Consider the following 26,924-nt stretch of genomic DNA (forward strand, 5'->3'; position numbering starts at 1 on the left):
GTCGTTAGGGTTCTTGGAACGCTCCAATGACTGAGAGGTTCTGCTCTGTTGTCCACTACTGTCAAGACCCAAGACGTGATGAACTCCGTCGCGGCGGCCGCGGCCCCCTCGGCCGAGGGTCTCCAGCCGTTCCTGCACGACGCGTGCGTCACCCTGCACGCGCCGAGCTTCGCGATATCGCGGCCGGACGGGCAGATCGGCGCGCTCGACGGCGGCGCCGACGGCTTCTTCCACGGGGACACCAGAGCGCTGAACCGGCTGACCGTCGCCGTCGACGGCATCGCGGTCGCGCCCGCCCGCGGCGGTACGGTCGGCGCCGACCGGGCCGCCTTCCGCGCCGTCCTGCGGGGCCTCGGCGAGGTGACGGCCGACCCGGCGGTCACCCTGCGCCGGCGGCGCCTGATCACCTCCGGGCAGCTGGAGGAGACCCTCGACATCACCAACGCGGGCAGCCGGCACGTGGCGTTCCGGCTGATCGTCACCGCCGCCACCGACCTCGCCCCGATGGAGCGCGTCAAGCAGGGCGACACACCGGGCACCCTCCCGGCGACCGCCAACGGCGCGGGCGACGGCTTCGCCTGGACCGGCGACGCCTTCTCCGTCGGGCTGGCCGCCGCGCCGGCCCCGGCCGCCCTCGACCCGGAGTCCGGGCGTCTCGCGTACGACATCGAGCTGGCGCCCGGCGCGGAGTGGACCGCCGTCCTGCGCGTCACCGCCGCCCACGCGGACGGCGACCAGTTCCCGGCGCCCCCGGCGGACAGCGTGCCGTGGCGCACCCCGGTGCTGCGCAGCGCCGACCGGCGCTTCGACCAGTGGCTGGCCCAGTCGGCCGCCGACCTGGACCGGCTGCGGCTGACCGACCCGGCCACACCGGCGCAGTCGGGCCCGGCCGACCAGTTCCTGGCCGCCGGCGCGCCCTGGTTCCTCACCCTCTTCGGCCGCGACTCGCTCTGGGCGGCCAGGATGCTGCTGCCCCTCGGCACGGAGCTGGCCGCCGGGACGCTGCGTACGCTCGCCCGCCGCCAGGGCACCGGGACGGACCCGGCCACCGAGGAGCAGCCCGGCAAGATCCTGCACGAAGTGCGCCGGGCCGCCCAGGACTTCGACGAGAACTTCTCCCTGCCGCCCTGCTACTACGGCACGGTCGACGCCACCCCGCTCTGGATCACCCTGCTGCACGACTCCTGGCGCTGGGGCCTCGCCCCCGAGCAGGTCGAACAGCTCCTGCCGCACGCCGAATCGGCGCTGGAGTGGATGCGCGTCCAGACCGAGTCCGACCCCGACGGCTTCCTCAAGTACGTCGACCACACCGGGCGCGGCCTCGCCAACCAGGGCTGGAAGGACTCCGGCGACTCCATCCGGCACCGCGACGGACGGCTCGCCGCCGCCCCGATCGCGCTCTGCGAGGTCCAGGCGTACGCGTACGAGGCGGCCCGCGGCGGCGCCGCCCTGCTCCGGGCCTTCGGGCGGCCCGGCGCGGACCGCTGGGAGGAGTGGGCCGAGCGGCTCGGCGACCGGTTCCGCGACCGGTTCTGGGTGGCGGACGAGCGCGGCGCGTATCCGGCCGTCGCCCTCGACCGGGAGGGGCGGCCGGTCGACTCGGTCACCTCGGGCTTCGGCCATCTGCTCGGCACGGGGCTGCTGAACCACGAGGAGAGCGCCCTGCTGGCCGCCCGGCTCAGCGCGCCCGACCTCGACTCGGGCCATGGCCTGCGCACCCTGAGCACCGACTCCGCCGGCTTCAACCCGTACGGCTATCACATCGGTTCGATCTGGCCGCACGACACCGCGATCGCGGTCCACGGGCTGGCCCGGGCGGGCTTCGCGGAGGCCGCCGCCGGTCTCGCGGGAGGTCTGCTGACCGCCTCGGCGGGCTTCGACGCGCGGCTGCCCGAGCTGTTCGCGGGGCACGGCGCGGCGACCGACGCGGTGCCCTCGCCGTATCCGGCGTCCTGCCGGCCGCAGGCGTGGGCGGCGGCCTCGTCCGTCGTGGTGCTCCAGTCGGTGCTGGGGCTCTCCGCCGATGTGCCCGGCGGTACGCTGACGGTCGCCCCCGCGTTCGCGGAGGCGTACCGGCCGCTGAAGGTGACCGGGCTCGATGTCGCGGGCGGCCGTCTGGACATCTCCGTGGACGCCGACGGCACGGCGCGTATCGACGCGCCGGCGGGGCTGGAGGTGCGGCGGGAGCACCCTGCCGCCCGCTGACGCGCGGCGGACCGCTCCGCCGGAGCCGTGCCACGACCGGGCCGTGTCGCTGATGGGCCGAACGGGTGAGTAACGGGAAGATGGTCGGATGCAGACACAGTGTGCGGGCGGGGTGGTCCGGTGAGCAGGTACGACAGGTACGACGCCACCGACGAGCAGTGGGAGGGGCTGGCCCAGGTCGTCCCGCTGCGGGGCCGTGACGAGTGGCCCTCGCGGGTCGACCACCGGACCGTCCCGCGCGAGTACGAGGCGGAGGCGGAGCACCGCCGGTTCATCGTGCTGCGGGTACAGGTGTTCGGGGACGCGCGCGAGGTCGCCGACCATCTGCTGGCCAGGGTCCCGGTGCTGCTGGATCTGACGAGCGCCGAGCCGGATGTCGCGAAGCGGATCCTCGACTTCAGCAGCGGGGTCGTCTTCGGGCTCGGCAGCGCGATGCACCGGGTCGACAAGAACGTCTTCCTGCTGGCCCCGGTCGGCACCGAGGTGGAGGGCGTCCCGGCGGACACACTGCCCTGAGCCGGGCGCGGCTCCCGTGTTTTGTCTTGTGCGCGCGGGGGCCGCCGGCGCGGCGGTGGTAGACCTGGCTCCGTGACAGACAACAACGATGTGGCGGAACTGCGGCGCCGGCTCACCGAGTTCGCGGCGGCGCGGGACTGGGAGCAGTTCCACACCCCCAAGAATCTGGCGGCGGCGCTGAGCGTCGAGGCGTCCGAACTGCTGGAGATCTTCCAGTGGCTGACCCCGGAGCAGTCGGCGCGGGTGATGGCCGACCCGGAGTCGGCGCACCGGGTGGCCGACGAGGTCGCGGACGTCCTGGCGTATCTGCTCCAGTTCTGCGCGGTGCTGGACATCGATCCGCTCGCGGCGCTCGCCGCGAAGCTGGAGCGGAATGAGGTGCGCTTTCCGCCGAAGGGACGGCGGGAGCCGCGGGACGGGGATGGAGACGGCGGTGATCGTCACTCTGCGGAGTGAGTGAGTTATGCACAACGAGCCTGCTGTCCACAGATTTCCGCAATGCTCTGGCCTTTCCGTCGTCGACCCCTCACTCTGGGTAGTGGAGTGAGGGGTGCGGGATGTCTGTACGGAACGGGGGCGGTCGATGAATGCGGAACGGCTCATCGGGGTGAGCCGCCATGCTCTGGCGGGGAGCGCGCAGGCGCTGGAGGTCCTCGTGGAGGCGGCGCAGGCGCAGGCGCTCGCCCAGGTGATCGGGCATCACCTCGCGCTGAGCGGGCCACAGGAGCTGAGAAGCGGGGCCCGCGAGCTGTCCGAGGCGGGCGGGCGCGGCTGCGGGCTGCCGGACCAGCCGGGACTGGCCGAAGGGGGGATACGGGCGCGCCGGCTCTCGGGCGTGCCGGACGCGCGGGCGGCGCTGGCCGGACTCGCCGCGCTGCTGGGCGAGGTGGGGATCGCGCTGGTCGCGGTGGCGTCCGACACGGAGGAGGAATCGCTGTACTGGCAGTGCATCGAGGCGATCGACGCGGCGGACGAGACCGGTGACCGGGTGGCCGGACTGCTGCACCGGCTGCTGGCACCGGACCGCGACCGGGCGCGGGAGCGGCTGCGGGCGGGGGAGTGGGGCGAAGCCGTCGACTCACCGGTACGCCCGCCCTGAGACCGCCGCCCCGATACCCGCCGCCCTGAGACCGGCAGGGCCGAATCGCCGCCGGGGGGCGACCGGGACGGCGCCGGGCGAAGGTGCAGGATGGAGGCATGGATCTGCGAATCTTCACCGAGCCCCAGCAAGGGGCGAGCTACGACACCCTGCTGACCGTGGCCAAGGCCACCGAGGATCTCGGCTTCGACGCCTTCTTCCGCTCCGACCACTACGTGAAGATGGGGGACGTCGACGGACTCCCCGGGCCGACGGACGCCTGGATCACCCTGGCCGGTCTCGCCCGCGAGACCAAGCGCATCCGCCTCGGCACCCTGATGACCGCCGGCACCTTCCGGCTGCCGGGGGTGCTCGCCATCCAGGTCGCGCAGGTGGACCAGATGTCCGGCGGCCGGATCGAGCTGGGCCTGGGCGCGGGCTGGTTCGAGGAGGAGCACAAGGCGTACGGGATCCCGTTCCCGAAGGAGAAGTTCGCCCGGCTGGAGGAGCAGCTGGCCATCGTGACCGGGCTGTGGGCGACGGAGGTGGGCAAGACCTTCAGCCATGACGGCACGTACTACCAGCTGACCGACTCACCGGCGCTGCCCAAGCCGGCGCAGGCCAAGGTGCCGGTGCTGATCGGCGGCCACGGGGCGACGCGCACCCCGCGGCTCACCGCCCAGTACGCGGACGAGTTCAATATGCCATTTGCCTCGGTCGAGGACACCGAGCGGCAGTTCGGCCGGGTCCGGGCCGCCGCCGAGGCGGCCGGGCGCGCGGCGGACGACCTCGTGTACTCGAACGCGCTGATCGTGTGCGTGGGCAAGGACGACGCCGAGGTGGCCCGCCGGGCGGCCTCGATCGGGCGGGAGGTGGCGGAGCTGAAGGAGAACGGACTCGCGGGCTCGCCCGCCGAGGTAGTCGACAAGATCGGCCGCTATGCCGCGGTCGGCGCGTCGCGGATCTACCTCCAGGTGATGGATCTGGACGATCTCGACCACCTGGAGCTGATCTCCGCGCAGGTCCAGTCCCAGCTGGGCTGACCCGGGACGCTCTCCCGAGGTCCGGCGGGCCGCGGACCTCGGGGGCCGGGGCCGAGGGGGCTCGCGGGCGCCGGGGGCTCGCGGACCTCGGGTGACGGGTGGCGGGGGGACCGGCGTGACGGGCGTGCGGCGGACCGGATCAACGTCGGTAAAACCCTTCGTCGTGGCGGGTTCGGGCGGACATACTCGGTCGGGTGTTCCTCACCATCACGACCACCGGCACCCCGGAACGTCCCGCGACCGACCTCGGATTCCTGCTGCACAAGCATCCCGATCGCGCGCAGACGTTCTCCACCTCGTACGGCACCGCCCATGTGCTGTACCCCGAGGCGACCACCGAGCGCTGCACGGCCGCGCTGCTGCTGGAGATCGATCCGGTGGCGCTGGTACGGCGGAGCAAGGGGAAGGGCCGGGGCGGTTCGCCCGACGCGGCGCTCGCGCAGTATGTCAACGACCGCCCCTACGCGGCCTCCTCGCTGCTGGCCGTCGCGCTGAGCACGGTCTTCCGGAGCGCGCTGCGCGGGGACTGCCGGGCGCTGCCCGAGCGTGCCGAGAGCCCGCTGCCGCTGCGGATCGAGGTGCCCGCCGTGCCCGCGCGCGGCGGTCCCGACCTGGTGCGGGCGCTCTTCGGGCCGCTCGGCTGGGCGACCGTGGACGCGGCTCCGGTGGCGCTGGACGAGCGGTTCCCGCAGTGGGGCGACTCCCGCTATGTACAGCTCGTCCTGGAGGGCGAGCTGAAGCTGGCCGACGCGCTGCGTCAGCTCTATGTCCTGCTTCCGGTGCTCGACGACGCCAAGCACTACTGGGTGGCGCCCGACGAGGTGGACAAGCTGCTCCGGGCGGGCGAGGGCTGGCTGGCCGAGCACCCCGAGCGGCAGCTGATCGCCGGCCGCTATCTGGCCCGCCGCCGGAGCCTGACCAGGGAGGCCGCGGAGCGGCTGGCGCTGATCCGGCTCGCCGAGGCCGACGACATCGAGGTCGAGGCGCTCGACAACGCCGTCGAGGACCCGCCGGCCGAGGACAGCGCGGGCCAGGACAGCGCGGCCGAGGACACCAGCGGCGGGGAGGCCGCGGTGGAGCGGGCCGTACCGGAGCCGAAGGAGCCGTCGCTCGCCGACCAGCGGCGCGCGGCCGTTCTCACGGCCCTGCGCGACTCCGGCGCGAGCACGGTGCTCGACCTCGGCTGCGGACAGGGCCAGTTGGTACAGGCGCTCCTCAAGGAGCCGCGCATCACCCATGTCCTGGGGCTGGACGTGTCCACCCGCGCCCTGACCGTCGCCGCCCGCCGGCTCAAGCTCGACCGCATGGGGGAGCGCCAGGCCGGGCGGGTCACCCTCACCCAGGGCTCCCTGACCTACACCGACAAGCGGCTCAAGGGATATGACGCCGCCGTGCTGAGCGAGGTCGTCGAACACCTCGACCTGCCGAGGCTGCCCGCCCTGGAGCACGCGGTGTTCGGCTCGGCGCGGCCCGGGACCGTTGTCGTGACGACACCCAACGTCGAGTACAACGTGCGCTGGGCGACACTGCCCGCCGGGCATGTGCGCCACAGCGACCACCGCTTCGAGTGGACCCGCGCCGAGTTCCGCGCCTGGGCCGACGCGGTGGGCGCGCGGCACGGCTACGACGTGGCGTACCGTCCCGTCGGCCCCGACGACCCCGAGGTGGGCCCGCCCACCCAGCTGGCCGTCTTCCGGCTCCGCCCGTCCGGGGCCGAGTCCGTACCCGTACCCGTACCCGAGTCCGTACCCGTACCCGTGTCCGTACCCGTACCTGAGTCCGTATCCGCGCCCGTGTCCGTGCCGGCTCCGAAGGAGGAGAGGACCGCATGACCGACTCCCAGCACACCGCCGGTACCACCGACGCGGCGGTCGCCCGGCGCACCCTCGCCGTCCCCGACCTCTGCCTCGTCGTGCTGATCGGTGCCACCGGCTCCGGCAAGTCCACCTTCGCCCGACGCCACTTCGCGCCCACCGAGGTCATCTCCTCGGACTTCTGCCGGGGTCTGGTCGCCGACGACGAGAACGACCAGAGCGCCAGCCGCGACGCGTTCGACGTGCTTCACCACATCGCCGGCAAGCGGCTCGCGGCCGGCCGGATCACGGTCGTCGACGCCACCAGCGTGCAGCAGGAGAGCCGCCGCCAGCTCGTCCAGCTGGCCAGGGAGCACGACGTCCTGCCCATCGCCGTCGTGCTCGACCTCCCCGAGGAGGTCTGCGCCGCCCGGAACGCCGCCCGCCCCGAGCGGGCCGGTATGCCCCGCCATGTGATCAAGCGGCACCGGGCCGAACTGCGCCGCTCCCTGCGCGGACTGGAGCGCGAGGGCTTCCGCAAGGTGCACATCCTGCGCGGCGAGGCCGAGGTCGAGCGCGCCGAAATCGTACGCGAACGCCGCTTCAACGACCTCAGACACCTCACCGGCCCCTTCGACATCATCGGCGACATCCACGGCTGCCGTTCCGAACTGGACACCCTGCTCAGCACACTCGGCTACCGCGACGGCCGCCACCCCGAGGGCCGTACGGCCGTCTTCGTCGGCGACCTGGTCGACCGCGGCCCCGACAGCCCCGGAGTGCTGCGCCGGGTCATGGACATGGTCGCCTCGGGCGACGCCCTGTGCGTCCCCGGCAACCACGAGAACAAGCTCGGACGCTGGCTCAAGGGCGGCAAGGTCCAGCTCACCCACGGACTCGCCGAGACCGTCGAGCAGCTCGGGAAGGAGGACGACGCGTTCCGGGCCCGGGTACAGGAGTTCATCCGCGGCCTGGTCAGCCACTACGTCCTGGACGACGGCCGGCTCGTCGTCTGCCACGCCGGGCTGCCCGAGAAGTACCACGGCCGCACCTCGGGCCGGGTCCGCTCGCACGCGCTGTACGGCGACACCACCGGGGAGACCGACGAGTTCGGCCTGCCCGTGCGCTACCCGTGGGCCGAGGACTACCGGGGCCGCGCCGTGGTCGTCTACGGCCACACGCCCGTCCCCGAGACCTCCTGGATCAACAACACCATCTGCCTCGACACCGGCGTCGTCTTCGGCGGCAAGCTGACCGCGCTGCGCTGGCCCGAGCGCGAGCTGGTCGACGTACCGGCCGAGCGGGTCTGGTACGAGCCGGTCAAGCCGCTGGCCACCGAGGCGCCCGGGGGCCGGGAGGGCCGCCCGCTCGACCTCGCCGACGTCCAGGGCAAGCGCGTGGTGGAGACCCGCCACCTGGGCCGGCTCGCCGTGCGCGAGGAGAACGCGGCGGCGGCCCTGGAGGTCATGAGCCGCTTCGCGATCGACCCGCGCCTGCTCGCCCATCTGCCGCCCACTATGGCGCCGACCGCCGTCTCCGCCGAGGACGGCTTTCTGGAGCACCCGGCCGAGGCGTTCGCGCAGTACCGGGCCGACGGGATCGGCCGGGTCGTGTGCGAGGAGAAGCACATGGGCTCCCGCGCCATCGCCCTGGTCTGCCGCGACGCGGCGGCGGCCGAGGCCCGCTTCGGCGTACGGGGACCGACCGGCGCGCTGCACACCCGTACCGGCAGGCCCTTCTTCGACGACACCGCCGTCACCGAGGAGATCCTCGGCCGGCTGCGCACCGCCGTCACCGCCGCCGGACTCTGGGCCGAACTCGGCACGGACTGGCTGCTCCTGGACGCCGAGCTGATGCCCTGGTCGCTGAAGGCCACCGGCCTGCTGCGCACCCAGTACGCGGCGGTGGGCGCCGCCGCCTCGGCCGCCTTCCCCGCCGTGACCCGCGCTCTCGAAGCGGCCGTGGCCCGGGGCGTCGACACCGCCGGGCTGCTGGCCGCGCAGCGCGAACGGGCCGCCGACGCGGCGGCGTTCACCGAGGCGTACCGGCGCTACTGCTGGCCCACGGACGGGCTGGCCGGGGTGCGGCTCGCCCCGTTCCAGCTCCTCGCCGTCCAGGGGCGCAGCCTCGCCGGCGTACCGCACGACGAACAACTGGCCTGGCTGGACCGGCTGGTGGAGCACGACCCGACCGGACTTCTCCAGGTCACCCGGCGGCTGGTCGTCGACACCGGCGACGAGGACTCCGTACGCGCCGGCACCGACTGGTGGCGGGAGATGACGGAGCGCGGCGGCGAGGGCATGGTCGTCAAGCCGCTCCAGCCGCTGGCGAAGGACGGCAAGGGCCGGCTCGTCCAGCCCGGTATCAAGGTCCGCGGCCGGGAGTATCTGCGGATCGTCTACGGACCCGACTACACCCGCCCGGAGAACCTCCAGCGGCTGCGCGGCCGGTTCCTCGGCCACAAGCGGTCGCTGGCGCTGCGGGAGTACGCCCTCGGTCTGGAGGCCCTCGACCGGCTCGCGGACGGCGAGCCGCTGTGGCGGGTGCACGAGGCGGTCTTCGCCGTACTGGCCCTGGAGTCGGAGCCGGTCGACCCCCGGCTCTGAGACGCGCGTGTCCCCCGGGGCGGTGGCGCACCGCCCCGGGGGACGGTGGTGCGCGCGGGGCGAGCGCGTCACGATGGGGGCATGGGATTCCAGGTGAACTCGGAGACCGGGCGGCTGCGCCGCGTCGTACTGCACCGACCCGGTCTGGAGATGAAGCGGCTCACACCGGACAACAAGGACGCGCTGCTCTTCGACGACGTGCTCTGGGTGCGGCGCGCCCAGGAGGAGCACGACGCCTTCGCCGCGGTCCTGCGGGAGCGCGGCGTTCAGGTCCATCTCTTCGGCGAGCTGCTCCGGGAGTCGCTGGAGGTGCCGGTGGCGCGCTCGCTCGTCCTGGACCGGGTCTTCGACGAGAAGGAGTACGGTCCACTCGCCACGGGACATCTCCGGGAGATCTTCGACGGGCTGCCGACGGACGAGCTGGTCGAAGCGCTGGTCGGCGGGATGACCAAGCGGGATTTCCTGGAGCGGCACGCCGAGCCGGTCTCGGTCCGTTTCCATGTGATGGATCTCGACGACTTCCTGCTCGACCCGCTGCCCAACCATCTCTTCACCCGGGACACCTCCGCCTGGATCTATGACGGGGTGTCCATCAACGCCATGCGCTGGCCGGCGCGGCAGCGCGAGACGGTGCACTTCGAGGCCGTCTACAAGCACCATCCGCTCTTCGCCGGCCCGGGGGCGCCGGCCGGGGCGTTCCACCACTGGTCGGAGGGGCAGGACGACTATCCCTCCACCATCGAGGGCGGGGACGTCCTGGTCATCGGCCGCGGCGCGGTGCTGATCGGGATGAGCGAGCGGACCACCCCGCAGGCCGTCGAGATGCTGGCGCGCGGGCTCTTCGCGACCGGGTCCGCCCAGACGATCGTGGCGCTCGACATGCCCAAGCGGCGGGCGTTCATGCATCTCGACACGGTGATGACCATGGTCGACGGGGAGACCTTCACCCAGTACGAGGGCCTCGGCATGCTCCGCTCGTACACCATCGAACCGGGCGGCGACGGGCAGGAGCTGAAGGTCACCGACCATCCGCCGGAGCATATGCACCGGGCCATCGCGGCGGCGCTCGGGCTGGCCCGTGTCCGGGTGCTGACCGCCACCCAGGACATCCACTCGGCGGCGCGCGAGCAGTGGGACGACGGCTGCAATGTGCTCGCCGTCGAGCCGGGGGTGGTCGTCGCGTACGAGCGGAACGTCACCACCAACACGCATCTGCGGGAGCAGGGCATCGAGGTGATCGAGATCCCGGGCGGCGAGCTGGGGCGGGGGCGGGGCGGGCCGCGCTGTATGAGCTGCCCGGTGGAGCGGGACGCCGTACCGCGCTGACGTGTGCGGCGGTGGCTCCGAGGCGCCGACCTGTGCGGCGGGGGCTCCGGGGCGCGCTGTATAGCAATACGGGGCATCGTATATAGTTACGGCTCCATTGTTTTCCCGTCACCCTCACGCGCTCCAGGAGCAGCCCCATGGCGATACACCTCGAAGGCCGCTCGTTCCTCAAGGAGCTGGACTTCACCGCCGAGGAGTTCCGCGGTCTGATCGCGCTCGCCGCCGAGCTGAAGGCCGCCAAGAAGGCGGGCACCGAGGTCCAGCGGCTGCGCGGCCGGAACATCGCCCTCATCTTCGAGAAGTCCTCGACCCGGACGCGCTGTGCCTTCGAGGTGGCGGCGGCCGACCAGGGCGCGTCCACGACGTATCTCGACCCGGCCGGTTCGCACATCGGGAAGAAGGAGTCGGTCCGGGACACCGCCCGGGTCCTCGGCCGGATGTTCGACGGTATCGAGTTCCGGGGGGACGCCCAGGCGACCGCCGAGGGGCTGGCCGCGCATGCCGGGGTCCCCGTCTTCAACGGCCTCACGGACGACTGGCACCCCACCCAGATGCTCGCCGACGTGCTCACCATGACCGAGCACACCGACAAGCCCCTGACCGAGGTCGTGTTCGCCTATCTGGGTGATGCCCGCTTCAACATGGGCAACTCGTACCTGGTCACGGGCGCCCTGCTGGGGATGGATGTACGGATCGTCGCGCCGCGCGCCTACTGGCCGAGCGAGGAGATCCGGGGTCTGGCGGAGAAGGCGGCACAGGCCAGCGGCGCCAGGATCACCCTCACCGAGGATGTCGCGGCGGGCGTCGCGGGCGCGGATTTCGTCGCCACCGACGTGTGGGTGTCGATGGGGGAGCCCGCCGAGGTCTGGGCCGAGCGGATCGAGGTGCTCGGTCCGTACGCCGTGACGATGGACGTCCTGCGCGCGACCGGCAACCCCGGCGTGAAGTTCCTGCACTGCCTGCCGGCCTTCCACGACCTGGGCACCGCCGTCGGCCGGGAGATCCACGCGCGGTACGGGCTGACGGAGCTGGAGGTCACCGACGAGGTCTTCGAGTCGGCGCACTCGGTCGTCTTCGACGAGGCGGAGAACCGGCTGCACACGATCAAGGCCGTGCTCGTCGCGACGCTCGCGGCGGCTCCCGGCGCGTAAGGCCCGGCGCGTAAGGCCCGCCGCGTAAGGCTCAGCAGGCGGGCAGGGTGAACCAGACCGCCTTGCCCTGATCCGTGGCGCGATGGCCGCAGGCCGAGCTGAGCGTGCTGATCAGCAGCAGCCCGCGGCCGTCCTCCTGCCAGGGGTCGGGCATGTCGCCCGGGTCCGTGAGATTGCCCGGCGGCGCCGGGTCCCGGTCGTGCACCTCGACCTGGCAGCCGGTCGGGAGCAGCTCCACGACCAGCTCGATGGGGTGGTCGTCACGGGTGTGCTGGATGGCGTTGGCGACCAGCTCCGCGGTCAGCAGTTCCGCGGTGTCGCTGTGGGTCGTCTCCTCCAGATGCGCGAGCGCCGTGCGGACCAGGGCACGCGCGAGCGGCACGGCTTCCGCGCTGTGCGGCAGCGTGACGCGCCAGGGAGAGGCGTCTGCGGCTTCGGTCATGGGCGGCGGGTCCGATCGGGGACGGAGCTGTCTTCGGGGGCGGGTAAGTCCTATTACGTTCAACTTTACGGAGCGTAAAAGGCTGGGCAAGAGGCGGGGTCCCACCCCGGGCAGGACCTTGGACCCTGTTCCACGGGACCTTGGTCCCGCTGAACAGGGCTGTTCCGCCTCCGGAACCCGCCGGACCGCCCCACCCCGCACGGAGAGGCGTGCCGCACGCGCGGCACGCCTCTCGCCACGACAGGCGCCCTAGATGGGTGTGGTCTGGGTGCAGTTCTTCCATTCGACCCAGGGGCGTCCGCCGCCCTTCTGCGGAGCGGTGGCGTAGGTGGGGTCACCGGTGATCCGGCTGTTCTTCTCCTCGTGGGTGACATCCAGGCCGAAGAGCTTGAAGCCCAGGGTGACCTGTCCCGCCGACACACCGAAGCCGATGCCGAGCGAGGCGTTCCACCAGTCGGTGTTGGCGTTGTAGTCGAGCCGGGAGAGCTTGGCCTTGTCGTGGAGGAGTGTTTCGAGCGGCCCGGCGTCGTTGCCGAGGGGTTTGGCGGCGTCGGAGGGGCTGGGCAGGGCGTCGCTGGCGGGGAAGTCGCCTCGGCCGCGCAGCCAGTCCTCGACGAGGATGCTGTCGTCGTCGTTGTCGAGGGTGAGTTCGGCGGACTCGGTGTGGATCCGCGACTGGATGTTGCCACCGCCGCCACCGACGTCGATGGTCACCGGGAGCGGACCGGCGTTGGCTCCGGCGCCGACCTTGACGCCCACGCCCTCGCCGGCCTCCTCGCTGGTGGTGATGACCAGCTTCTGCGGGCGGTGCGGGTCGCCGTTCTTCTCCTCCTCGTCGTAGGCGGCGGCGTCGTACGTGACGGCGACCTGCTGCATCTTGCTGCCCTTGCCCTGAAGGCCCTGGCCGCCGTTGCCGGTGACGGAGAAGGTGTAGACGAAGGTGATCTTGCCCGCGTCGGGGCCGGTCTTGGTCCGCATGACCACGACGTCCTCGGTCATCGACGCGGAGAAGAGATCGGTGGAGATGGAGCCGAGATCCTTCTTGTCGTCGCCCTTGCCCTTGGTGAAGGACTTGCCGAAGCTCACCCCGCCGGCCAGCTCGGTGGTCGCCTTGGTGATGTCGATGTCCGGGGCCTTCTCCGGATCGAGGTCGGGCCTCTTCTTGTTGGCGGAGTGGTTGCACAGCATCCCCAGCTCCGCGCCCCACGCGCGCGCGGGCGCGGCCTGGCACTTCGACGCCGCCTTGAGGTATTCGGTGAACTGCTTGGCGTCCTTGAGGTTGGCTTCCAGATCGGCCTGCGGGTCGTCGCTCTTGTGACCGGAGAACAGCCACTGGCCGCCGCTGCCACTGCCCTTGGAGTAGCTGCCGCTGAGGGAGGCGCTGCCGCCCCAGTCCTTCAGGCCCGGGATGCCCGCCGAGATACTCGCCGTGACACCGACACTGGAGTCGACGACCCGCTCCACGGTGACGGTGCCGTCGGACCACTGGCTGACCTTGACCTGCTCGGATCCGCTGATCTTGATGAAGATGATCTGGACCGTGTAGGTGTCCTTGGTCTGGTCCTCGCCCAGCAGGCACTTCGCCGGCTCGAAGGGGTCGTTCTCCGGGACGACCGGCGGTTCGCCGTCATCGCCCCCGCCGTCCCCGCCGTCACCGTCACCGTCCCCGTCGTCCGCCAGGTCCCCGGTGGAGCACGCCTCCGCGCCGCTCAGCGGATGAAGGATCCGGCAGACCGCCGCCTTGAGGCCGGTCGCCGTGTCCTGCGGTACGGAGAGCACCACGATCGCGGCGGCGATCATGGCCACCACGAGGATCATGGCCACGTACTCCGTACCGGCCACACCCCTGTCCCTGGCCCGGCCGGCGGATGTGTTGCCATGGGCATGCCAGGCCCGGAGGTCCTTGGCTCCCTTCATGCGCACTCCTCGATTCCCGCAGTCGCCAACTCCCCCGAGTCCGCGCCAGCTTAGGTATTGGGCCCAGGCCCAACGGCAGGGCCCGCAGGCCCACTTGTGGGCCCAGGTCACCGGGGGTCCGGCGCCCGGTCCGCCCGTATCGGACCGGCATCGGACCGGCACCGGACCGGGATCAGACCGGTACGGGGGTGGTCCGGGTGCAGTTCTTCCATTCGACCCAGGGGCGTCCGCCGCCCTTCTGCGGGGCGGTGGCGTAGGTCGGGTCGCCGGTGATGGTCTGTTCCTTGTGCTCATGGGTGATGTCGATGCCGAAGAGCTTGAAGCCGAGCGTGACCTGTCCCGCCGACACACCGAAGCCGATCCCGAGGGAGGCGTTCCACCAGTCGGTGTTGGCCTCGTAGTCGAGCCGCGAGAGCTTGGCCCTGTCGTGCAGCAGCCGTTCGACGGGCCCGGCGTCGTCGTTCAGCGGCCGCGCCGCGTCGGAGGGGCTGGGCAGGGCGTCGGTGGCCGGGAAGTCGCCTCGGCCGCGCAGCCAGTCCTCGACGAGGGTGCTGTCGTCGTCGTTGTCGAGGGTGAGTTCGGCGGACTCGGTGTGGATCCGCGACTGGATGGTGCCACCGCCGCCACCGACATCGATCGTGACGGGGAGGCTGCCGGCGGGCACACTGCCGCCGACCTTGACGCCCGCGCCCTCGCCGGCCTCTTCGCTGGTGGTGATGACCAGCTTCTGCGGGCGGTGCGGGTCGCTGTTCTTCTCCTCCTCGTCGTACGCGGCGGCGTCGTACGTGACGGCGACCTGCTGCATCTTGCTGCCCTTGCCCTGAAGGCCCTGGCCGCCGTTGCCGGTGACGGAGAAGGTGTAGACGAAGGTGATCTGCCCGGCGCTCGGGCCGGTCCTGGTGCGCAGCACGACGACCTCCTCGGCCATCGAGGCGTTGAACAGCTCGGTGGACAGGGAGCCGAGCTTCTCGCCGTCCTTGCCCTTGGTGAAGGACTTGCCGAGGCTGAGGCCGCCGGACAGCTCGGTGGTCGACTTGGTGATGTCGACGTCCGGCATCCGCGACGGATCGGTGTTCTGGAGCTTGCTCCTGGCCTGGTCGATGCAGGACGCCTGGCCGATGGGGGAGACGCCCCGGCCGGCGATGGCCCGGCATCCCTCCATCTGCCTCAGCGCCGTGGCGAACGCCTTGGCGTCCTCCAGGTTGGCCTCCAGATCGGCCTGCGGGTCGTCGCTCTTGTGGCCGGCGAACAGCCACTGCCCGCCCTGGCCCTTGCCGCTCATGTAACTCGCGCTGAGGGAGGCGCTGCCGCCCCAGTCCTTGAGCCCCGGGATACCGGCGGAGACGGAGGCGGTGGCGCCGACTCCGGAGTCGGTCACCCGCTCCAGCGTGACGGTTCCGTCCGACCACTGCTGGATCTTGACCGTCTCGGCGTTGCTGATCTTGATGAAGAGGATCTGGATGACGACGGTGTCCTTGGTCTGGTCCTCGGACAGCAGGCATTTGGCGGGCTCGAAGGGGTCGTTCGCCGGGACGACCGGCGGACCGTCATCACCGTCGCCCTCATCACCGCCGTCGCCGGAATCCTCGCCGTTCTCGCCCTCGTCCCTCTCGTCCCCGTCGTCCGCCAGGTCCCCGGTGGAGCACGCCTCCGCGCCGCTCAGCGGGTGAAGCACCCGGCAGACCGCCGTCTTGAGGCCGGTCGCCGTGTCCTGCGGCACCGACAGCACCACGATCGCCGCGGAGATCATGGCGACAATCAGGATCATCGCGACGTACTCGGTACCGGCCACCCCTCGGTCTCCGGACCGTCGGGCGGTTATGGTGTTCCGGGCATGCCAAAGGGGAAGATCTCCGCTTTCCCGCATCCGTGCTCCTCGTTGCCTTGACCCGCGCGTTCCGCTTCCGTAGCCGGGCGCAAGGAGCGTAGGAGCGGGGCGGGTTCGCGGGCAGGGCCCCCGGGCCCATCCATGGGCCCAGGCATGGCTGTACCGAGAAATTCGATCGCTGTACGAATGAACCCGTTGGCGTTGATCGACGTCTTCCGGGCCGAAGTGATTGCTGAAGATCGAGTTCCGCCCCAACCGCGCCCGCTGAGGCGTGAGTTGCGAGGCGAGTGGATCTTGGTGGGGGTCGTTTCTCCGCTTGTGTCAGGTACGTGCATACTCAGGTTGCATGCGCTTCGGGGCTTTGTTCGATTAAGCGCCTCAAGAGTTGGGGGAGATTTGCGTACGTACAAGAAGAGAGCCGGGGCCGTCATGGTGGCCGCTGTGCTCACGGCCGGGCTGACGTCCGGTGCCACCATCGGTACGGCTTCGGCCGCCGGCGCCGGCGAGTCGGGGGCCGCCGCGCAGGCGTTCGCCGCGAAGGCGCGCCAGGCTCAAGCGAGGGGGCAGGCCGGCGCGTCCGTCGTCACCCTCATCACCGGTGACCGCGTCCACGTCGACGGCCAGGGCCGGGTGACCCGCGTACAGCCCGCGAAGGGCCGCGAGGACGTCCGGATGAAGGTCAACCGGGTCAACGACCAGGTGTACGTGCTGCCGGCCGACGCCGCGGAGCTGGTCTCCCAGGGCACCCTGGACCGGCGGCTGTTCAATGTCACGGGCCTGCTGAAGGCGCAGTACGACGACGCGCACCGGGCCACGCTCCCGCTGATCGTGTCGTACGCGAAGAACGCGAACCAGAAGGCGGCGGCGAAGGCCGCCATCGCGGACGCGGATGTCTCCGTCCGCCGTACGCTGCCCGCTGTCAGCGGCGAGGCGCTCACCGCGCCGAAGGACGAGACCGCCGACGTCTGGGAGGCGCTCACCGCCGAGGGCGACCCGGGGAGCGAGGCCCGCGAGACCGCTCCCGGGATCGAGCGCGTCTGGCTGGACGGCAAGCGGCAGGCCCTGCTCGACAAGAGCGTGCCGCAGATCGGCGCGCCGACGGCGTGGGGGGCCGGGTACGACGGCACGGGCGTGAAGATCGCCGTCCTCGACACCGGGGTCGACCAGACGCACCCCGATCTCAAGGGTGTCGAGATCGCGCAGAAGGACTTCTCGGATTCGGGCAACACCACCGACCACTTCGGTCATGGCACGCATGTCGCCTCGATCGCGGCGGGGTCCGGCGCGAAGTCGGGCGGTAAGTACAAGGGTGTCGCGCCCGGCGCGAAGATCATCGACGCCAAGGTCCTCGACGACGACGGGTTCGGCGAGGACTCCGGGATCATCGCGGGCATGCAGTGGGCCGTGGACCAGGGCGCGAAGATAGCCAACCTGAGCCTCGGCGGCGAGGACACCGTCGAGGCCGACCCGCTGGAGAAGGCGGTCGACAAGCTCTCCGCCGAGAAGGGCGTGCTCTTCGTCATCGCCGCCGGCAACGAGGGTCCGAGCGCGCAGACGGTCGGTTCGCCCGGCAGCGCCGCCTCGGCGCTCACCGTGGGCGCGGTCGACAGCAAGAACAGGATCGCCGACTTCTCCAGCGTGGGCCCGACGGCCGACGGTTCGCTGAAGCCGGACATCACCGCGCCGGGCGTGGACATCGTCGCCGCGAAGGCCGCCAAGGGCTTCATCGGTGACCCGGCCGCCGACGGCTACGTGGCGCTGTCCGGTACGTCGATGGCGACGCCGCATGTCGCGGGCGCCGCCGCCCTCCTCGCCCAGCAGCACCCGGACTGGACGGGGGCGCGCATCAAGCAGGCGCTGACCGCCTCTGCCAAGCCGACCGCCGGGCTCACCCCGTACCAGCAGGGCACCGGCCGCGCCGACCTGACGAAGGCGATCGCCCAGACCGTCGTCAGCGAGCAGACCTCGCTCAACTTCGGCACCCAGTCGTGGCCGCACACGAACGACAAGCCGGTCACCAAGACGGTCACGTACGCCAACACCGGTACGCAGGACATCACCCTCGATCTGTCGCTGGAGACGGTCGGCCCCAAGGGCAAGGCGGCTCCGGCCGGCTTCTTCTCCCTCGGCGCCCAGCAGGTCACCGTCCCCGCCGGCGGCACCGCGAGTGTCGGCCTCACGTCGAACACCAGCGTGGGCAGCCAGGACGGTGCCTTCGGCGGCTCGGTCGTCGCGAAGGCCACCGAGGGCGGCCAGAGCGTCCGTACGAGCTTCGGCGCCATCCGCGAGGTCGAGTCGTACGACATCACCGTCAAGTTCATCGACGCCAAGGGCAAGCCTTCCAAGTCGAGCGCCTCGGTCTACGGCCACAGCACCGACTTCTGGCAGGGCGTGGAGGCCAAGAAGAGCGACGGCGTCGCCAAGATCCGGCTCCCCAAGGGCTCGTACCTCCTTGAGGGCGAGGTGGCGACCGGCAGCGGCAAGTCCGCGGAATACGCCTGGCTGGTCCAGCCGAAGCTGGCGGTCACCAAGAACTCCACGGTCACCTTCGACGCCCGCAAGGCCAAGCCGATCAGCATCACGGCGCCGGACTCCGCCAAGCTCCTCACCACGTTCGTGAACTTCAACCTGGATTCGGCGAACGGCGGCTACGCCAGCACCTGGATGCTGGGCTCCTTCAAGGGCTTCCGCGTGGGCCAGGTCGGCCCGTCGGTCTCGTCGAAGCTGTTCAGCTCGCAGACGGGCGGCACCTGGCAGAAGGGCGGCGCGAACTACAACCTGCTCTACAACCGCGGCGGTTCCTTCTACACCGGCTTCACCCACAAGACCGCCAAGAGCGAACTGGCCACGGTGAACACCAAGGTCGGCGCCAGCGTCAAGAAGCGCAAGGGCTACACCAGCCCGATCTGGATCGGGCCCTCCGGGACGTTCGGGCTCGGCTCGGCCGTCACCCCGCTCGCCCTGCCCGGCACGGTGAAGAACTACGTCACCACGCCCAAGGGCTTCACCTGGGCGTTCGGCGCCGGTCAGCTCAACAGCCGGGGCTCGAACATCGACGCGTACCAGATAGCCGCGAAGGGCAAGAGCTACGCGGCGAAGAAGACGTACACGGAGACCTTCAACGTCGGTGTGTTCGCCCCGAAGGTCGGCGGCGAGAGCGGTGTGCAGCGGTACGCCAACGAAATGCTCGCCTGCATAGCCGAGTTCTCCGACGGCGCCGGTCACCTCGGCTTCTCGAAGGCGTCCAAGCAGCAGTCGGTGCTCTCCGTCAATGGCAAGAAGCTCGTCAACGAGAAGACCGACCTCTGCCTGTACACCGACGGGCTGCCCGCCAAGTCGGCCAAGTTCACGGTGAGTACGGACGCGACCCGCGCCACCTCCGTCGCGGGCGTCAGCACCCGCCTCAAGGCGGCCTGGACGTTCACCTCGAAGGCCCCCGCGGCCGACAAGGTCGTGAACCTGCCGGTCTCGACGGTCGGTTTCGCCCCGAAGCTCACCCTGGCGAGCACCGCGCCGGCGGGCAAGAAGTTCACGGTCCCGCTGACCATCTCGGGCCCGGCGGCGAAGAACTTCAAGTCGCTGGCCGTGCAGGTCTCGTACGACGGCGGCAAGAAGTGGTCCAAGGCCCCCGTCACCACGAAGAGCGGTAAGCGGAGCCTCGCCCTGACCCACCCGAAGAAGGCGAAGTCCGTCTCCTTCAAGGCGAAGCTCACGGACAAGAGCGGCAACACGTACGACGTCACCGTGGTGAAGGCGTACCTGCTCAAGTAGCCGGTACGGACACGGAGACGGGTACGGAAACCACCGCCCACCGCGCGCCCGGGGACACACGCACCGCGTCCCCGGGCGCGCGGCCGTACGGACCCATGACCGGCCCGGCTGCCCGGCTCCCGGCTGCCCGGCCAACCGGCTACCGGGCTCCGTCCGGAGCGGACTTCGACACCGCGTGATCCGCCGCCCACGACGCGAGGACGCGCAGCCCGTCGTGGGTCGCGGTGCCCACCCCGGCGGTCCAGATGATGAGCTGCTGATCGGGGTCGGTGCTCGCGGTGAGGGTGTCCCAGTCGAGGCTGAGATCGCCCGCCACGGGATGGCACAGCGCCTTGGTCCCCACACTCAGGGCCGTCACATGGTGGGCGGCCCACCACTGGCGGAAGTGTGGATCCCGTACCGACAGCTCGCCCACCAGAGCCGCCAGCCGCGGGTCGTCCGGATACTTCGCCGCCTCCATGCGCAGCTGCGCGACGCAGGTGCGGGCGACGGTCTCCCAGTCGCGGTACAGCGTCCGCATGGCGGGATCGGTGAAGAGCAGCCGGACGTAGTTGCGCTGCTTCTCCGGGATCCCGGAGAAATCGGTGATCAGCGCGGCGGCGAGCGCGTTCCACGCCAGAATGTCCTTCCGGCGCCCCACCACCATCGCCGGAGTCGCGGTGAGGTCGTCCAGGAGCCGCTGCAAGGGCGGCTGCACCCGCTGCCGGGCGGTCCGCCGGGGCCGTGTCCGGTCCTTGCCGGCCAGCCCGAAGAGATAGGCGTGCTGGTCGTCGTCCAGATGGAGCACCCGGGCGAGGGCGGTCAGCACGGGCGCGGACGCCTGGATCCGTCCCTGTTCCAGACGGGTGTAGTAGTCGGTGCTGATCGAGGCCAGCTGGGCCACTTCCTCCCGGCGCAGCCCAGGCACCCGGCGCGGGGCGCCGCTGTCGGGCAGCCCCACGGCCCGGGGGCTCAGCTCGGCCCGGCGGGCCCTGAGGAATTCCCCCAGCTCATCGCGGTGTGCGTCGCGGGTCATGGGACCCAGTCTGGCACCGAGTGCCCGCTGTGTGAGGGGGCGGGTTTCCTCCCAGGATGTTTCTATCCCAGGAGGGAACTCTCCTCTTTCCGGTCGCGACCGGGAGTGCCAGGCTCGGTGCCGCGGCCCGCGGAAACCCCGCCGGGAACCCGCCGGAATCCCACCGGCGGCCCCGGCGGAACTCCGTACGCCCCCACCCTCGTCCCACGAAAGGTGTCGCATGCGCGCCACATTCATGTACGGTCCCGGCGATGTGCGCGTGGAGAACGCGCCCGACCCGGTCCTCCAGCAGCCCACCGACGCGATCGTGCGCATCGTGCGCGCCTGTGTCTGCGGCAGCGACCTGCACCCGTACCACAACATCCCGGTCTCCGAGCAGGGGACGCCGATGGGCCACGAGTTCCTCGGGGTGGTGGAGGAGCTGGGCGCGGAGGTCTCCGGGCTCCGCCGCGGCGATCTCGTCGTGGCGCCCTTCGCCTACTCCGACAACACCTGTGTGTTCTGCCGCGAGGGCTTCCAGACCTCCTGCCGCCACGGCGGGTTCTGGGGCAACGGCGGTGTCGGCGGCGGCCAGGCCGAGGCGGTCCGGGTGCCGCAGGCCCAGGGCACCCTGGTCAAGCTGCCCGTCGCCGAGGACTCCGCGCTGCTGCCGTCGCTGCTCACCCTGTCCGATGTGTACGGCACGGGCTACCACGCCGCCAAGATGGCCCGGGTGAACCCGCGGACCACCGTCACCGTGATCGGTGACGGCGCGGTCGGCCTGCTGGCGGTGCTCTCCGCCAGACAGCTCGGCGCCGAACGGATCATCCTCATGGGCCGGCACAAGGACCGTACCGACCTCGGCCGTGACTTCGGCGCCACCGATGTCGTCGCCGAGCGCGGCGAGGAGGGCATCGCGAAGGTCCGCGACCTGACGGACGGCGACGGCACCCACACCGTGCTGGAGGCCGTCGGCTATATGAGCGCCTACGAGATGGCGGTCGGTGTGGTGCGCCCCGGCGGTGTCATCAGCCGGGTCGGTGTCCCGCAGTACGAGGAGGCGCCGATCGGCTTCGGCAGCCTGTTCGGCCCCAACATCACCCTGACCGGCGGCCCCGCCCCGGTGCGCGCGTACATCGACGAACTCATGCCGGACATCCTGTCGGGCAAGGTCGAACCGGGCCGCGTCTTCGACCGTACGGTCGCGCTGGCCGACGTCCCCGACGGCTACCGCGCGATGGACGAGCGCACGGCCCTGAAGGTCCTCGTACGCCCCTGACCTCCGGCGCCCCTCGCGTCCGTACGGGCTCGTGCGGACGCGAGGGGCGCCCCGGTCCGGCGAGGACCGGGGCCGCTCAGCCGGCCAGTTCGCCGAGAAGCTCCCAGGTGCGGAGCCTGTCGGCGTCCCCGGCGATCTCCGTGCCCGAGAACACCACCTCCGTCGCCCCCGCGTCCCGGTAGCGCCGTACCTCGGCGGCGATCGTCTCCTCGTCGCCGATCACCGCCACATCGGCGGCCCGCTGCCCGCCGGAGAGCGCGATGACCCGTGCGTAGGACGGGATCTGCTCGTAGAACGCCAGCTGTTCGGCGGCCTTCTCGCGTACGGCGTCGGCATCGTCGGTGACCACACCGTGCACCAGCGCGACGATCCGGGGCGCGGGCCGCCCGGCGGCCTCCGCCGCCGCGACGAGGGCCGGGACGATGTGCTCACCCAGGGCGCGGGGCCCGGCCAGATAGGGCAGGATGCCGTCCGCCAACTCCCCGCTGACCCGCAGTGCCTGGGGCCCCATCGCCGCGACGAGCAGCGGCACACCGGCCTCCGCGCCCGGCACACGTGCGGGGACGGGGGTGGTGGCCGTGAGCAGCTCACCGTGGAAGTCGGCGTTGCCGGTCTCGGTCAACTCGCGCAGAGCGGTGAGGAATTCACGCAGCCGGGCGATGGGCCGCTCGAAGGGGATACCGAACCCGCCCTCGGTCAGGAGCTTGGTGCCGAGCGCCAGTCCGAGGTGGTAGCGGCCGTGCGTCGCCGCCTGGGCCGTCTGCGCCTGGCTGGAGACCAGCAGCGGATGGCGGCCGAACACGGGAATCGCGGACGTCCCCACCTGTAGTCCGGGCACCTCCCGCCCGACGATCGCCGCGAGCTGGGGCGAGTCCGCACCGAAGGTCTGCCCGAACCAGGCCGACCGCAGCCCGGCGGCGGCGGCCTCGCGGGCGAGCCGTACGGTGGCGTCGACCTGGTTGCCGGCATCGGCCGCGTTGAGCGTTACTCCTGTAGTCATGTCAGTGAAAACCCGGGGCGTCGACCACGCATTCCGGGTGTGGTGTGACAGCACCATGAAACCCGTGTGGACGCGCGCGCGAGGAGCCGGGCGCGGGGCGAGGGCGCGGCCGACGGCTTCCTGGGCGTGTTCCGCGAGGAAGTACACCGGCCGGGCCGGTGTCAGTCTCCTGTGGACGCGCCCCGGTCGCCGGTGTCGAGGACCTTGCGCAGCAGGGTGGTCAGGGTGGTGCGCTCGGCGGGGGACAGCTCGTGCAGGAGCGCTTCCTGCGCGCGCTCGGCCAGGGCGAGCAGCCGATGCTGCAACTCCTCACCCTCGGGGGTGAGTTCGACGAGCTGGCGCCGGCGGTCGGCGGGGTCGCGGGTGCGCCGGGACAGGCCGCGCTCCTCCAGGGTGTCCAGGTAGCCGACCAAGTGGCTGCGGTTCAGGCCGAGTCGGTCGGCGAGCACATGCTGGGGGAGCGGGCCGAAGTCGGCGAGCGCGGTGAGCGTGGCGAAGTGGGGGAGTCTCAGGCCGTGGTCCGCGACCGCGGCGATCAGGATGTCGTGGCCGAGCCGGGCGACATGGCTGATCAGGTAGGTGGGCAGCGCGAGCAGGCTCGGCGGGCGGGTGGTGCTGTCCATCGGTGGCGTCCGCGGTTTACGGTCCGAGGCGTCGTTCATGGGGAGCAGCATATCCATGGAAAGGCGCTGGACGTAATCATGTCTCGATGTAATCATTACGACCCGACATCGATGAGTCCCCGTGCTCGATGCCGGCGAGTGGCGCTGTCCCGCGCCGTCCACCTCCGCCTCCGAAGAGATCTCAGAGGTTCTCCTCATGACCGACCCGACGACCGATCCGGCGACTGATCAGACGACCGATCCGACGACCGCACCGGCTCCGCCACGGGCCGCGGAAGGACCACCGCGCGTCGCGGCTCCGTTCGCCGCCCTGCTGATCGCCGTACTCTCCTTCTCCCTGATGCAGACGATGGTGGTGCCGGCACTCCCGGATCTGCGGCGGGAGTTCGGCGTGAGCACCACCACGGTGTCCTGGGTGCTCAGCGCCTTTCTCCTCACCGCCTCGGTGGCCACCGCGCTGCTGGGCCGGCTCGGCGACATGTTCGGCAAACGACGTGTGCTCATCGCGAGCCTGACCGTGTTCGCCGCCGGCACACTGCTGGCGGCCCTGTCCGACACCATCGGACTGCTCATCGCCGCCCGTGCCGTGCAAGGAGTCGGCTCGGCCGCGTTCCCGCTCGCGTTCGGCATCGTCCGCGACCAGTTCCCGCGCGAGCGTGTCCCCGTGGCCATCGGACTCATCAGCTCGACCTTCGGGATCGGCTTCGGCGTCGGGCTCGTCCTTCCCGGCCCGATCGTCGACGCCCTCGGCTGGCACTGGATCTTCTGGCTCGGCCTGGCCGTGATCGTCCCGGGCATCGTCGCCGTCGTCGCCTTTGTCGAGGAGCCGCCCGTACGCTCCCCGGGCAGGATCGACTGGGCCGGTGTCGTCCTGCTCAGCGCGGGCATCGTCGCCCTGCTGCTCGCCCTCGGCCAGGGCAAGTCCTGGGGCTGGGGATCCGCCCGGGTCGTCGGTCTGTTCGTGGCGGCGGTGGTGTTCCTCGCCGTCCTCGTCCTGGTGGAACGGCGTCTGTCCGCACCGCTCATCGATATCGAACTGCTGCGCCGCCCGGCGGTCGCGGCGTCCCATGTCACCGCGCTCATCATCGGCTTCGGTATGTACGGCGCGTTCACCCTCGTACCGCTGCTGGCGCAGACACCCCCGGAGGCCGGTTACGGGTTCGGTGCCTCGGTGACCGGGGCCGGGCTCTTCATGGTGCCCATGGCGGCCACCATGCTCGTCGCCAGTCCGCTCGCGGGCCGGATCGGAGCCGCCGTCGGTTTCAAGCTGCCTCTGGTCCTCGCCTGCCTGATCGGTGTGGCCGGCTTCAGTGTGTACGCCGGAGCCCACGACACCGCGTGGGCGCTGTACGCGGGGTCGGGCATTCTCGGGATCGGCGTGGGCTTCGCCTTCGCGGCGCTCGCCAACCTCGTCGTCGCCGCCGTCGCCCCCCGGCAGACCGGCGAGGCGACCGGCATCAACACGATCATGCGCACCATCGGCGGCTCACTGGGCGCCCAGGTGTCCGCGTCGCTGGTGGCCTCCCGTACCCTCGCCGACGGTGTTCCGGCGGAGTCCGGCTACACCACCGCCTTCGTGATGTCCGCGATCGCCCTGGGCGTGGCCGCGTTGGCCGCGCTCGCCGGGCCCGGCGGGATCCGCATGAGAGGCCCCAGGTCATGACACCGGGTGGAAGGTGCCGAAACCGCCGTTGTGGTGGACGAGGGGCGTACCGGTGGCCGGGCCGCCCGCGTCGCGTACGCGACCGACGACCAGGAGGTGGTCGCCCACGGTCCGGAGCTGGACGGGCTCCGCGGTGAGCCAGGCGGGGACGCCGGTGAGCAGGGGGACACCGCCTGCCGCCGGGGTCCAGTCGACACCGGCGAAGCGGTCGGTCCCGCTGCGGGCGAAGCCGCGGGCCAGGTGCTCCTGGTCGGCGCCGAGCAGATGGACGGCGAACACCTCGGCGGCGCGGACGGCGGGTGCCGCCGAGGCCCCGGCGGACAAGTAGAAGGAGACGAGGGCGGGTTCGAGGGAGACGGAGGTGAAGGAGGTCGCGGTGAATCCCGCGGGGCCCGGTACGGTCACCACCGTCACCCCGGAGGCATGACGGCGCAGGGTGCGGCGCAGCAGCTCCGCGGGCGGTGCGGTGTCGGTGGGGGCGAGATCAGGGGCGGTGGTGGTCATGGTGGATGACACTCCTTCCGGTGCAGATGCAGGTACGGATGCGGGTACGGGCGGCGGCGGGCGCCCGCTATGAACGGCGGCGGAGGGCGGGGTCCGCGACGGCCGGCGGGACGGTGCCGGTGTCCCTGAGGTGGAAGACGCTCCCCGGCGGCACGATCGCGTCGATCCGGTCGAGAACGTCGGCGGTGAGCCGTACGTCCAGGGCCCCGAGATAAGCGTCGAGATGTGCGCGGGTACGCGGACCGATGATGACCGAGGAGACCGCGGGGTGGTTCAGGGCGAATGCCACCGACAGCTGGACCAGTGTCAGTCCGGCCTCCTCGGCGAGCGTCGCCAGGGCCTCGGCCGCGGCGAGCTTGCCGGCGTTCCCGGGCGCCGTGATGTCGTAGCGTCCGGGGATCAGGTTCTCGCGGTGCGACGTCGGCTGCGGCGCGCCCTTCCGGTACGAGCCCGAGAGCCAGCCGGCGGCCAACGGCCCGTAGGCCAGCACCCCGAGGCCGTACTTCGCGGCCAGCGGAAGCACCTCGCGCTCATTGGACCTGACCAGCGGCGAGTACGGGATCTGCTCGGAGACCGGCCGCCGCAGCCCCCGGCGCTCGGCGGTCCACTGCCCCTCCACGATCTGCGCGGGGGAGTGGACCGAGGTGCCGAAGTAGCGGATCTTGCCCTGGTGGACGAGGTCGTCGAGGGCGCCGAGGGTTTCGTCGAAGTCGGTGGTGGGGTCGGGGCGGTGGGCCTGGTAGAGGTCGATGTGGTCGGTGCCCAGTCGGCGGAGGCTGTTGTCGACGGCTCGGTGGATCCAGTGGCGCGAGTTGCCCTGGTGGCGGGGGTTGTCGCCGATCTGGCCATGGAATTTGGTGGCGAGGAAGACATCGTCGCGGCGACCATCCGCGAGCGCTTTGCCGACGATCTCCTCGCTCTCGCCCTGGGAGTAGGCGTCGGCGGTGTCGATCACATCGATGCCGGCGTCCAGCGCACGGTGGATGATCTTGATGCTGTCTTCGTGATCGGGGTTGCCCCGCGCACCGAAGTTCATGGCGCCGAGGGTCAGTGGACTGACCTTGACACCGGTACGGCCGAGGGTCCTGTGTGCGGACATGGCTGGTGCTCTCTCTCGTGGACAGGGCAGGACTGAGCCGACGGAAGGCGTTGTGTTCAGTGGTTGTTGTGTGGACCGAGCGCGTT

General features: G+C 71.3%; 20 protein-coding genes. 12 read left to right on the forward strand and 8 right to left on the reverse strand.

Annotated features, from left to right (window positions below):
* Positions 1-78: 78 nt before the first annotated feature.
* The 9 genes from DVK44_RS28145 to argF all read left to right on the forward strand — a co-directional run bounded on the left by DVK44_RS28145 (position 79) and on the right by argF (position 11,718).
* The gene (locus tag DVK44_RS28145) at positions 79-2,205 is read left to right on the forward strand and encodes an amylo-alpha-1,6-glucosidase (RefSeq protein ID WP_114663117.1); all 2,127 of its coding nucleotides are present in this window, start codon (positions 79-81) and stop codon (positions 2,203-2,205) included.
* Positions 2,206-2,325: 120 nt separating this feature from the next.
* The gene (locus DVK44_RS28150) at positions 2,326-2,721 is read left to right on the forward strand and encodes a cell division protein SepF (protein ID WP_114663119.1); all 396 of its coding nucleotides are present in this window, start codon (positions 2,326-2,328) and stop codon (positions 2,719-2,721) included.
* 72 nt (positions 2,722-2,793) lie between these two features.
* Positions 2,794-3,177 (forward strand): nucleotide pyrophosphohydrolase, encoded by a 384-nt coding sequence (locus DVK44_RS28155; protein ID WP_114663121.1) that lies wholly within the window; start codon positions 2,794-2,796, stop codon positions 3,175-3,177.
* 127 nt (positions 3,178-3,304) lie between these two features.
* A complete protein-coding gene (locus tag DVK44_RS28160; protein WP_114663123.1) occupies positions 3,305-3,820 on the forward strand; it encodes a DUF6099 family protein in 516 nt (171 codons plus the stop codon).
* 98 nt (positions 3,821-3,918) lie between these two features.
* On the forward strand, positions 3,919-4,842 hold the full coding sequence (locus DVK44_RS28165) for an LLM class F420-dependent oxidoreductase (RefSeq protein WP_114663125.1): 924 nt from the start codon (positions 3,919-3,921) through the stop codon (positions 4,840-4,842).
* 194 nt (positions 4,843-5,036) lie between these two features.
* On the forward strand, positions 5,037-6,674 hold the full coding sequence (locus DVK44_RS28170) for a 3' terminal RNA ribose 2'-O-methyltransferase Hen1 (RefSeq protein ID WP_114663127.1): 1,638 nt from the start codon (positions 5,037-5,039) through the stop codon (positions 6,672-6,674).
* A complete protein-coding gene (locus DVK44_RS28175) occupies positions 6,671-9,241 on the forward strand; it encodes a polynucleotide kinase-phosphatase (protein WP_114663129.1) in 2,571 nt (856 codons plus the stop codon). Before DVK44_RS28170 ends, DVK44_RS28175 begins: the two co-directional genes overlap by 4 nt.
* 81 nt (positions 9,242-9,322) lie before the next feature.
* Entirely contained in the window at positions 9,323-10,567 is a 1,245-nt protein-coding gene (locus DVK44_RS28180; protein WP_114663131.1) for an arginine deiminase, read from the forward strand.
* 137 nt (positions 10,568-10,704) lie between these two features.
* A complete protein-coding gene (argF, locus tag DVK44_RS28185; RefSeq protein ID WP_114663133.1) occupies positions 10,705-11,718 on the forward strand; it encodes an ornithine carbamoyltransferase in 1,014 nt (337 codons plus the stop codon).
* Between the two features lie 31 nt (positions 11,719-11,749).
* Here the strand turns inward: argF and DVK44_RS28190 are convergent, their stop codons facing one another.
* From DVK44_RS28190 to DVK44_RS28200, 3 genes are all read right to left on the reverse strand, one after another.
* Positions 11,750-12,160 carry an ATP-binding protein gene (locus DVK44_RS28190; protein ID WP_114663135.1) on the reverse strand — a complete coding sequence of 137 codons (411 nt, stop codon included), beginning with the start codon at positions 12,158-12,160 and terminating at the stop codon, positions 11,750-11,752.
* A gap of 249 nt (positions 12,161-12,409) precedes the next feature.
* The gene (locus DVK44_RS36525; protein WP_162794086.1) at positions 12,410-14,077 is read right to left on the reverse strand and encodes a hypothetical protein; all 1,668 of its coding nucleotides are present in this window, start codon (positions 14,075-14,077) and stop codon (positions 12,410-12,412) included.
* Between the two features lie 172 nt (positions 14,078-14,249).
* A complete protein-coding gene (locus DVK44_RS28200) occupies positions 14,250-15,869 on the reverse strand; it encodes a hypothetical protein (protein ID WP_114663137.1) in 1,620 nt (539 codons plus the stop codon).
* Between the two features lie 465 nt (positions 15,870-16,334).
* On the opposite strand from DVK44_RS28200, the gene DVK44_RS28205 reads away from it, so the two are divergent.
* Entirely contained in the window at positions 16,335-19,676 is a 3,342-nt protein-coding gene (locus tag DVK44_RS28205; RefSeq protein WP_114665498.1) for a S8 family peptidase, read from the forward strand.
* 139 nt (positions 19,677-19,815) lie between these two features.
* Here DVK44_RS28205 and DVK44_RS28210 read toward each other — a convergent pair whose 3' ends face one another.
* Positions 19,816-20,691, reverse strand: coding sequence for a helix-turn-helix domain-containing protein (locus DVK44_RS28210; RefSeq protein WP_114663139.1), 876 nt, complete (start codon positions 20,689-20,691; stop codon positions 19,816-19,818).
* Between the two features lie 220 nt (positions 20,692-20,911).
* Here DVK44_RS28210 and DVK44_RS28215 point away from each other — a divergent pair, with 220 nt between their 5' ends.
* The gene (locus DVK44_RS28215; protein WP_114663140.1) at positions 20,912-21,949 is read left to right on the forward strand and encodes an alcohol dehydrogenase catalytic domain-containing protein; all 1,038 of its coding nucleotides are present in this window, start codon (positions 20,912-20,914) and stop codon (positions 21,947-21,949) included.
* A gap of 76 nt (positions 21,950-22,025) precedes the next feature.
* Here the strand turns inward: DVK44_RS28215 and DVK44_RS28220 are convergent, their stop codons facing one another.
* Complete coding sequence (locus DVK44_RS28220) at positions 22,026-22,949, reverse strand: LLM class F420-dependent oxidoreductase (protein WP_114663142.1); 924 nt, start codon at positions 22,947-22,949, stop codon at positions 22,026-22,028.
* Positions 22,950-23,110: 161 nt separating this feature from the next.
* On the reverse strand, positions 23,111-23,611 hold the full coding sequence (locus DVK44_RS28225) for a MarR family winged helix-turn-helix transcriptional regulator (RefSeq protein ID WP_228447410.1): 501 nt from the start codon (positions 23,609-23,611) through the stop codon (positions 23,111-23,113).
* Between the two features lie 157 nt (positions 23,612-23,768).
* Between DVK44_RS28225 and DVK44_RS28230 the strand changes: the two genes are divergently transcribed.
* Positions 23,769-25,235, forward strand: a complete 1,467-nt coding sequence (locus DVK44_RS28230; protein WP_114665500.1) for an MFS transporter — start codon at positions 23,769-23,771, stop codon at positions 25,233-25,235.
* Here the strand turns inward: DVK44_RS28230 and DVK44_RS28235 are convergent.
* Complete coding sequence (locus DVK44_RS28235; protein WP_114663144.1) at positions 25,230-25,739, reverse strand: flavin reductase family protein; 510 nt, start codon at positions 25,737-25,739, stop codon at positions 25,230-25,232. The genes DVK44_RS28230 and DVK44_RS28235 overlap by 6 nt on opposite strands.
* Positions 25,740-25,806: 67 nt before the next feature.
* Positions 25,807-26,838: an aldo/keto reductase gene (locus DVK44_RS28240; RefSeq protein ID WP_114663146.1), complete on the reverse strand. Its 1,032-nt coding sequence runs from the start codon at positions 26,836-26,838 to the stop codon at positions 25,807-25,809.
* Positions 26,839-26,924 lie beyond the last annotated feature (86 nt).

This window comes from Streptomyces paludis (assembly GCF_003344965.1).
Lineage (GTDB): Bacteria > Actinomycetota > Actinomycetes > Streptomycetales > Streptomycetaceae > Streptomyces > Streptomyces paludis.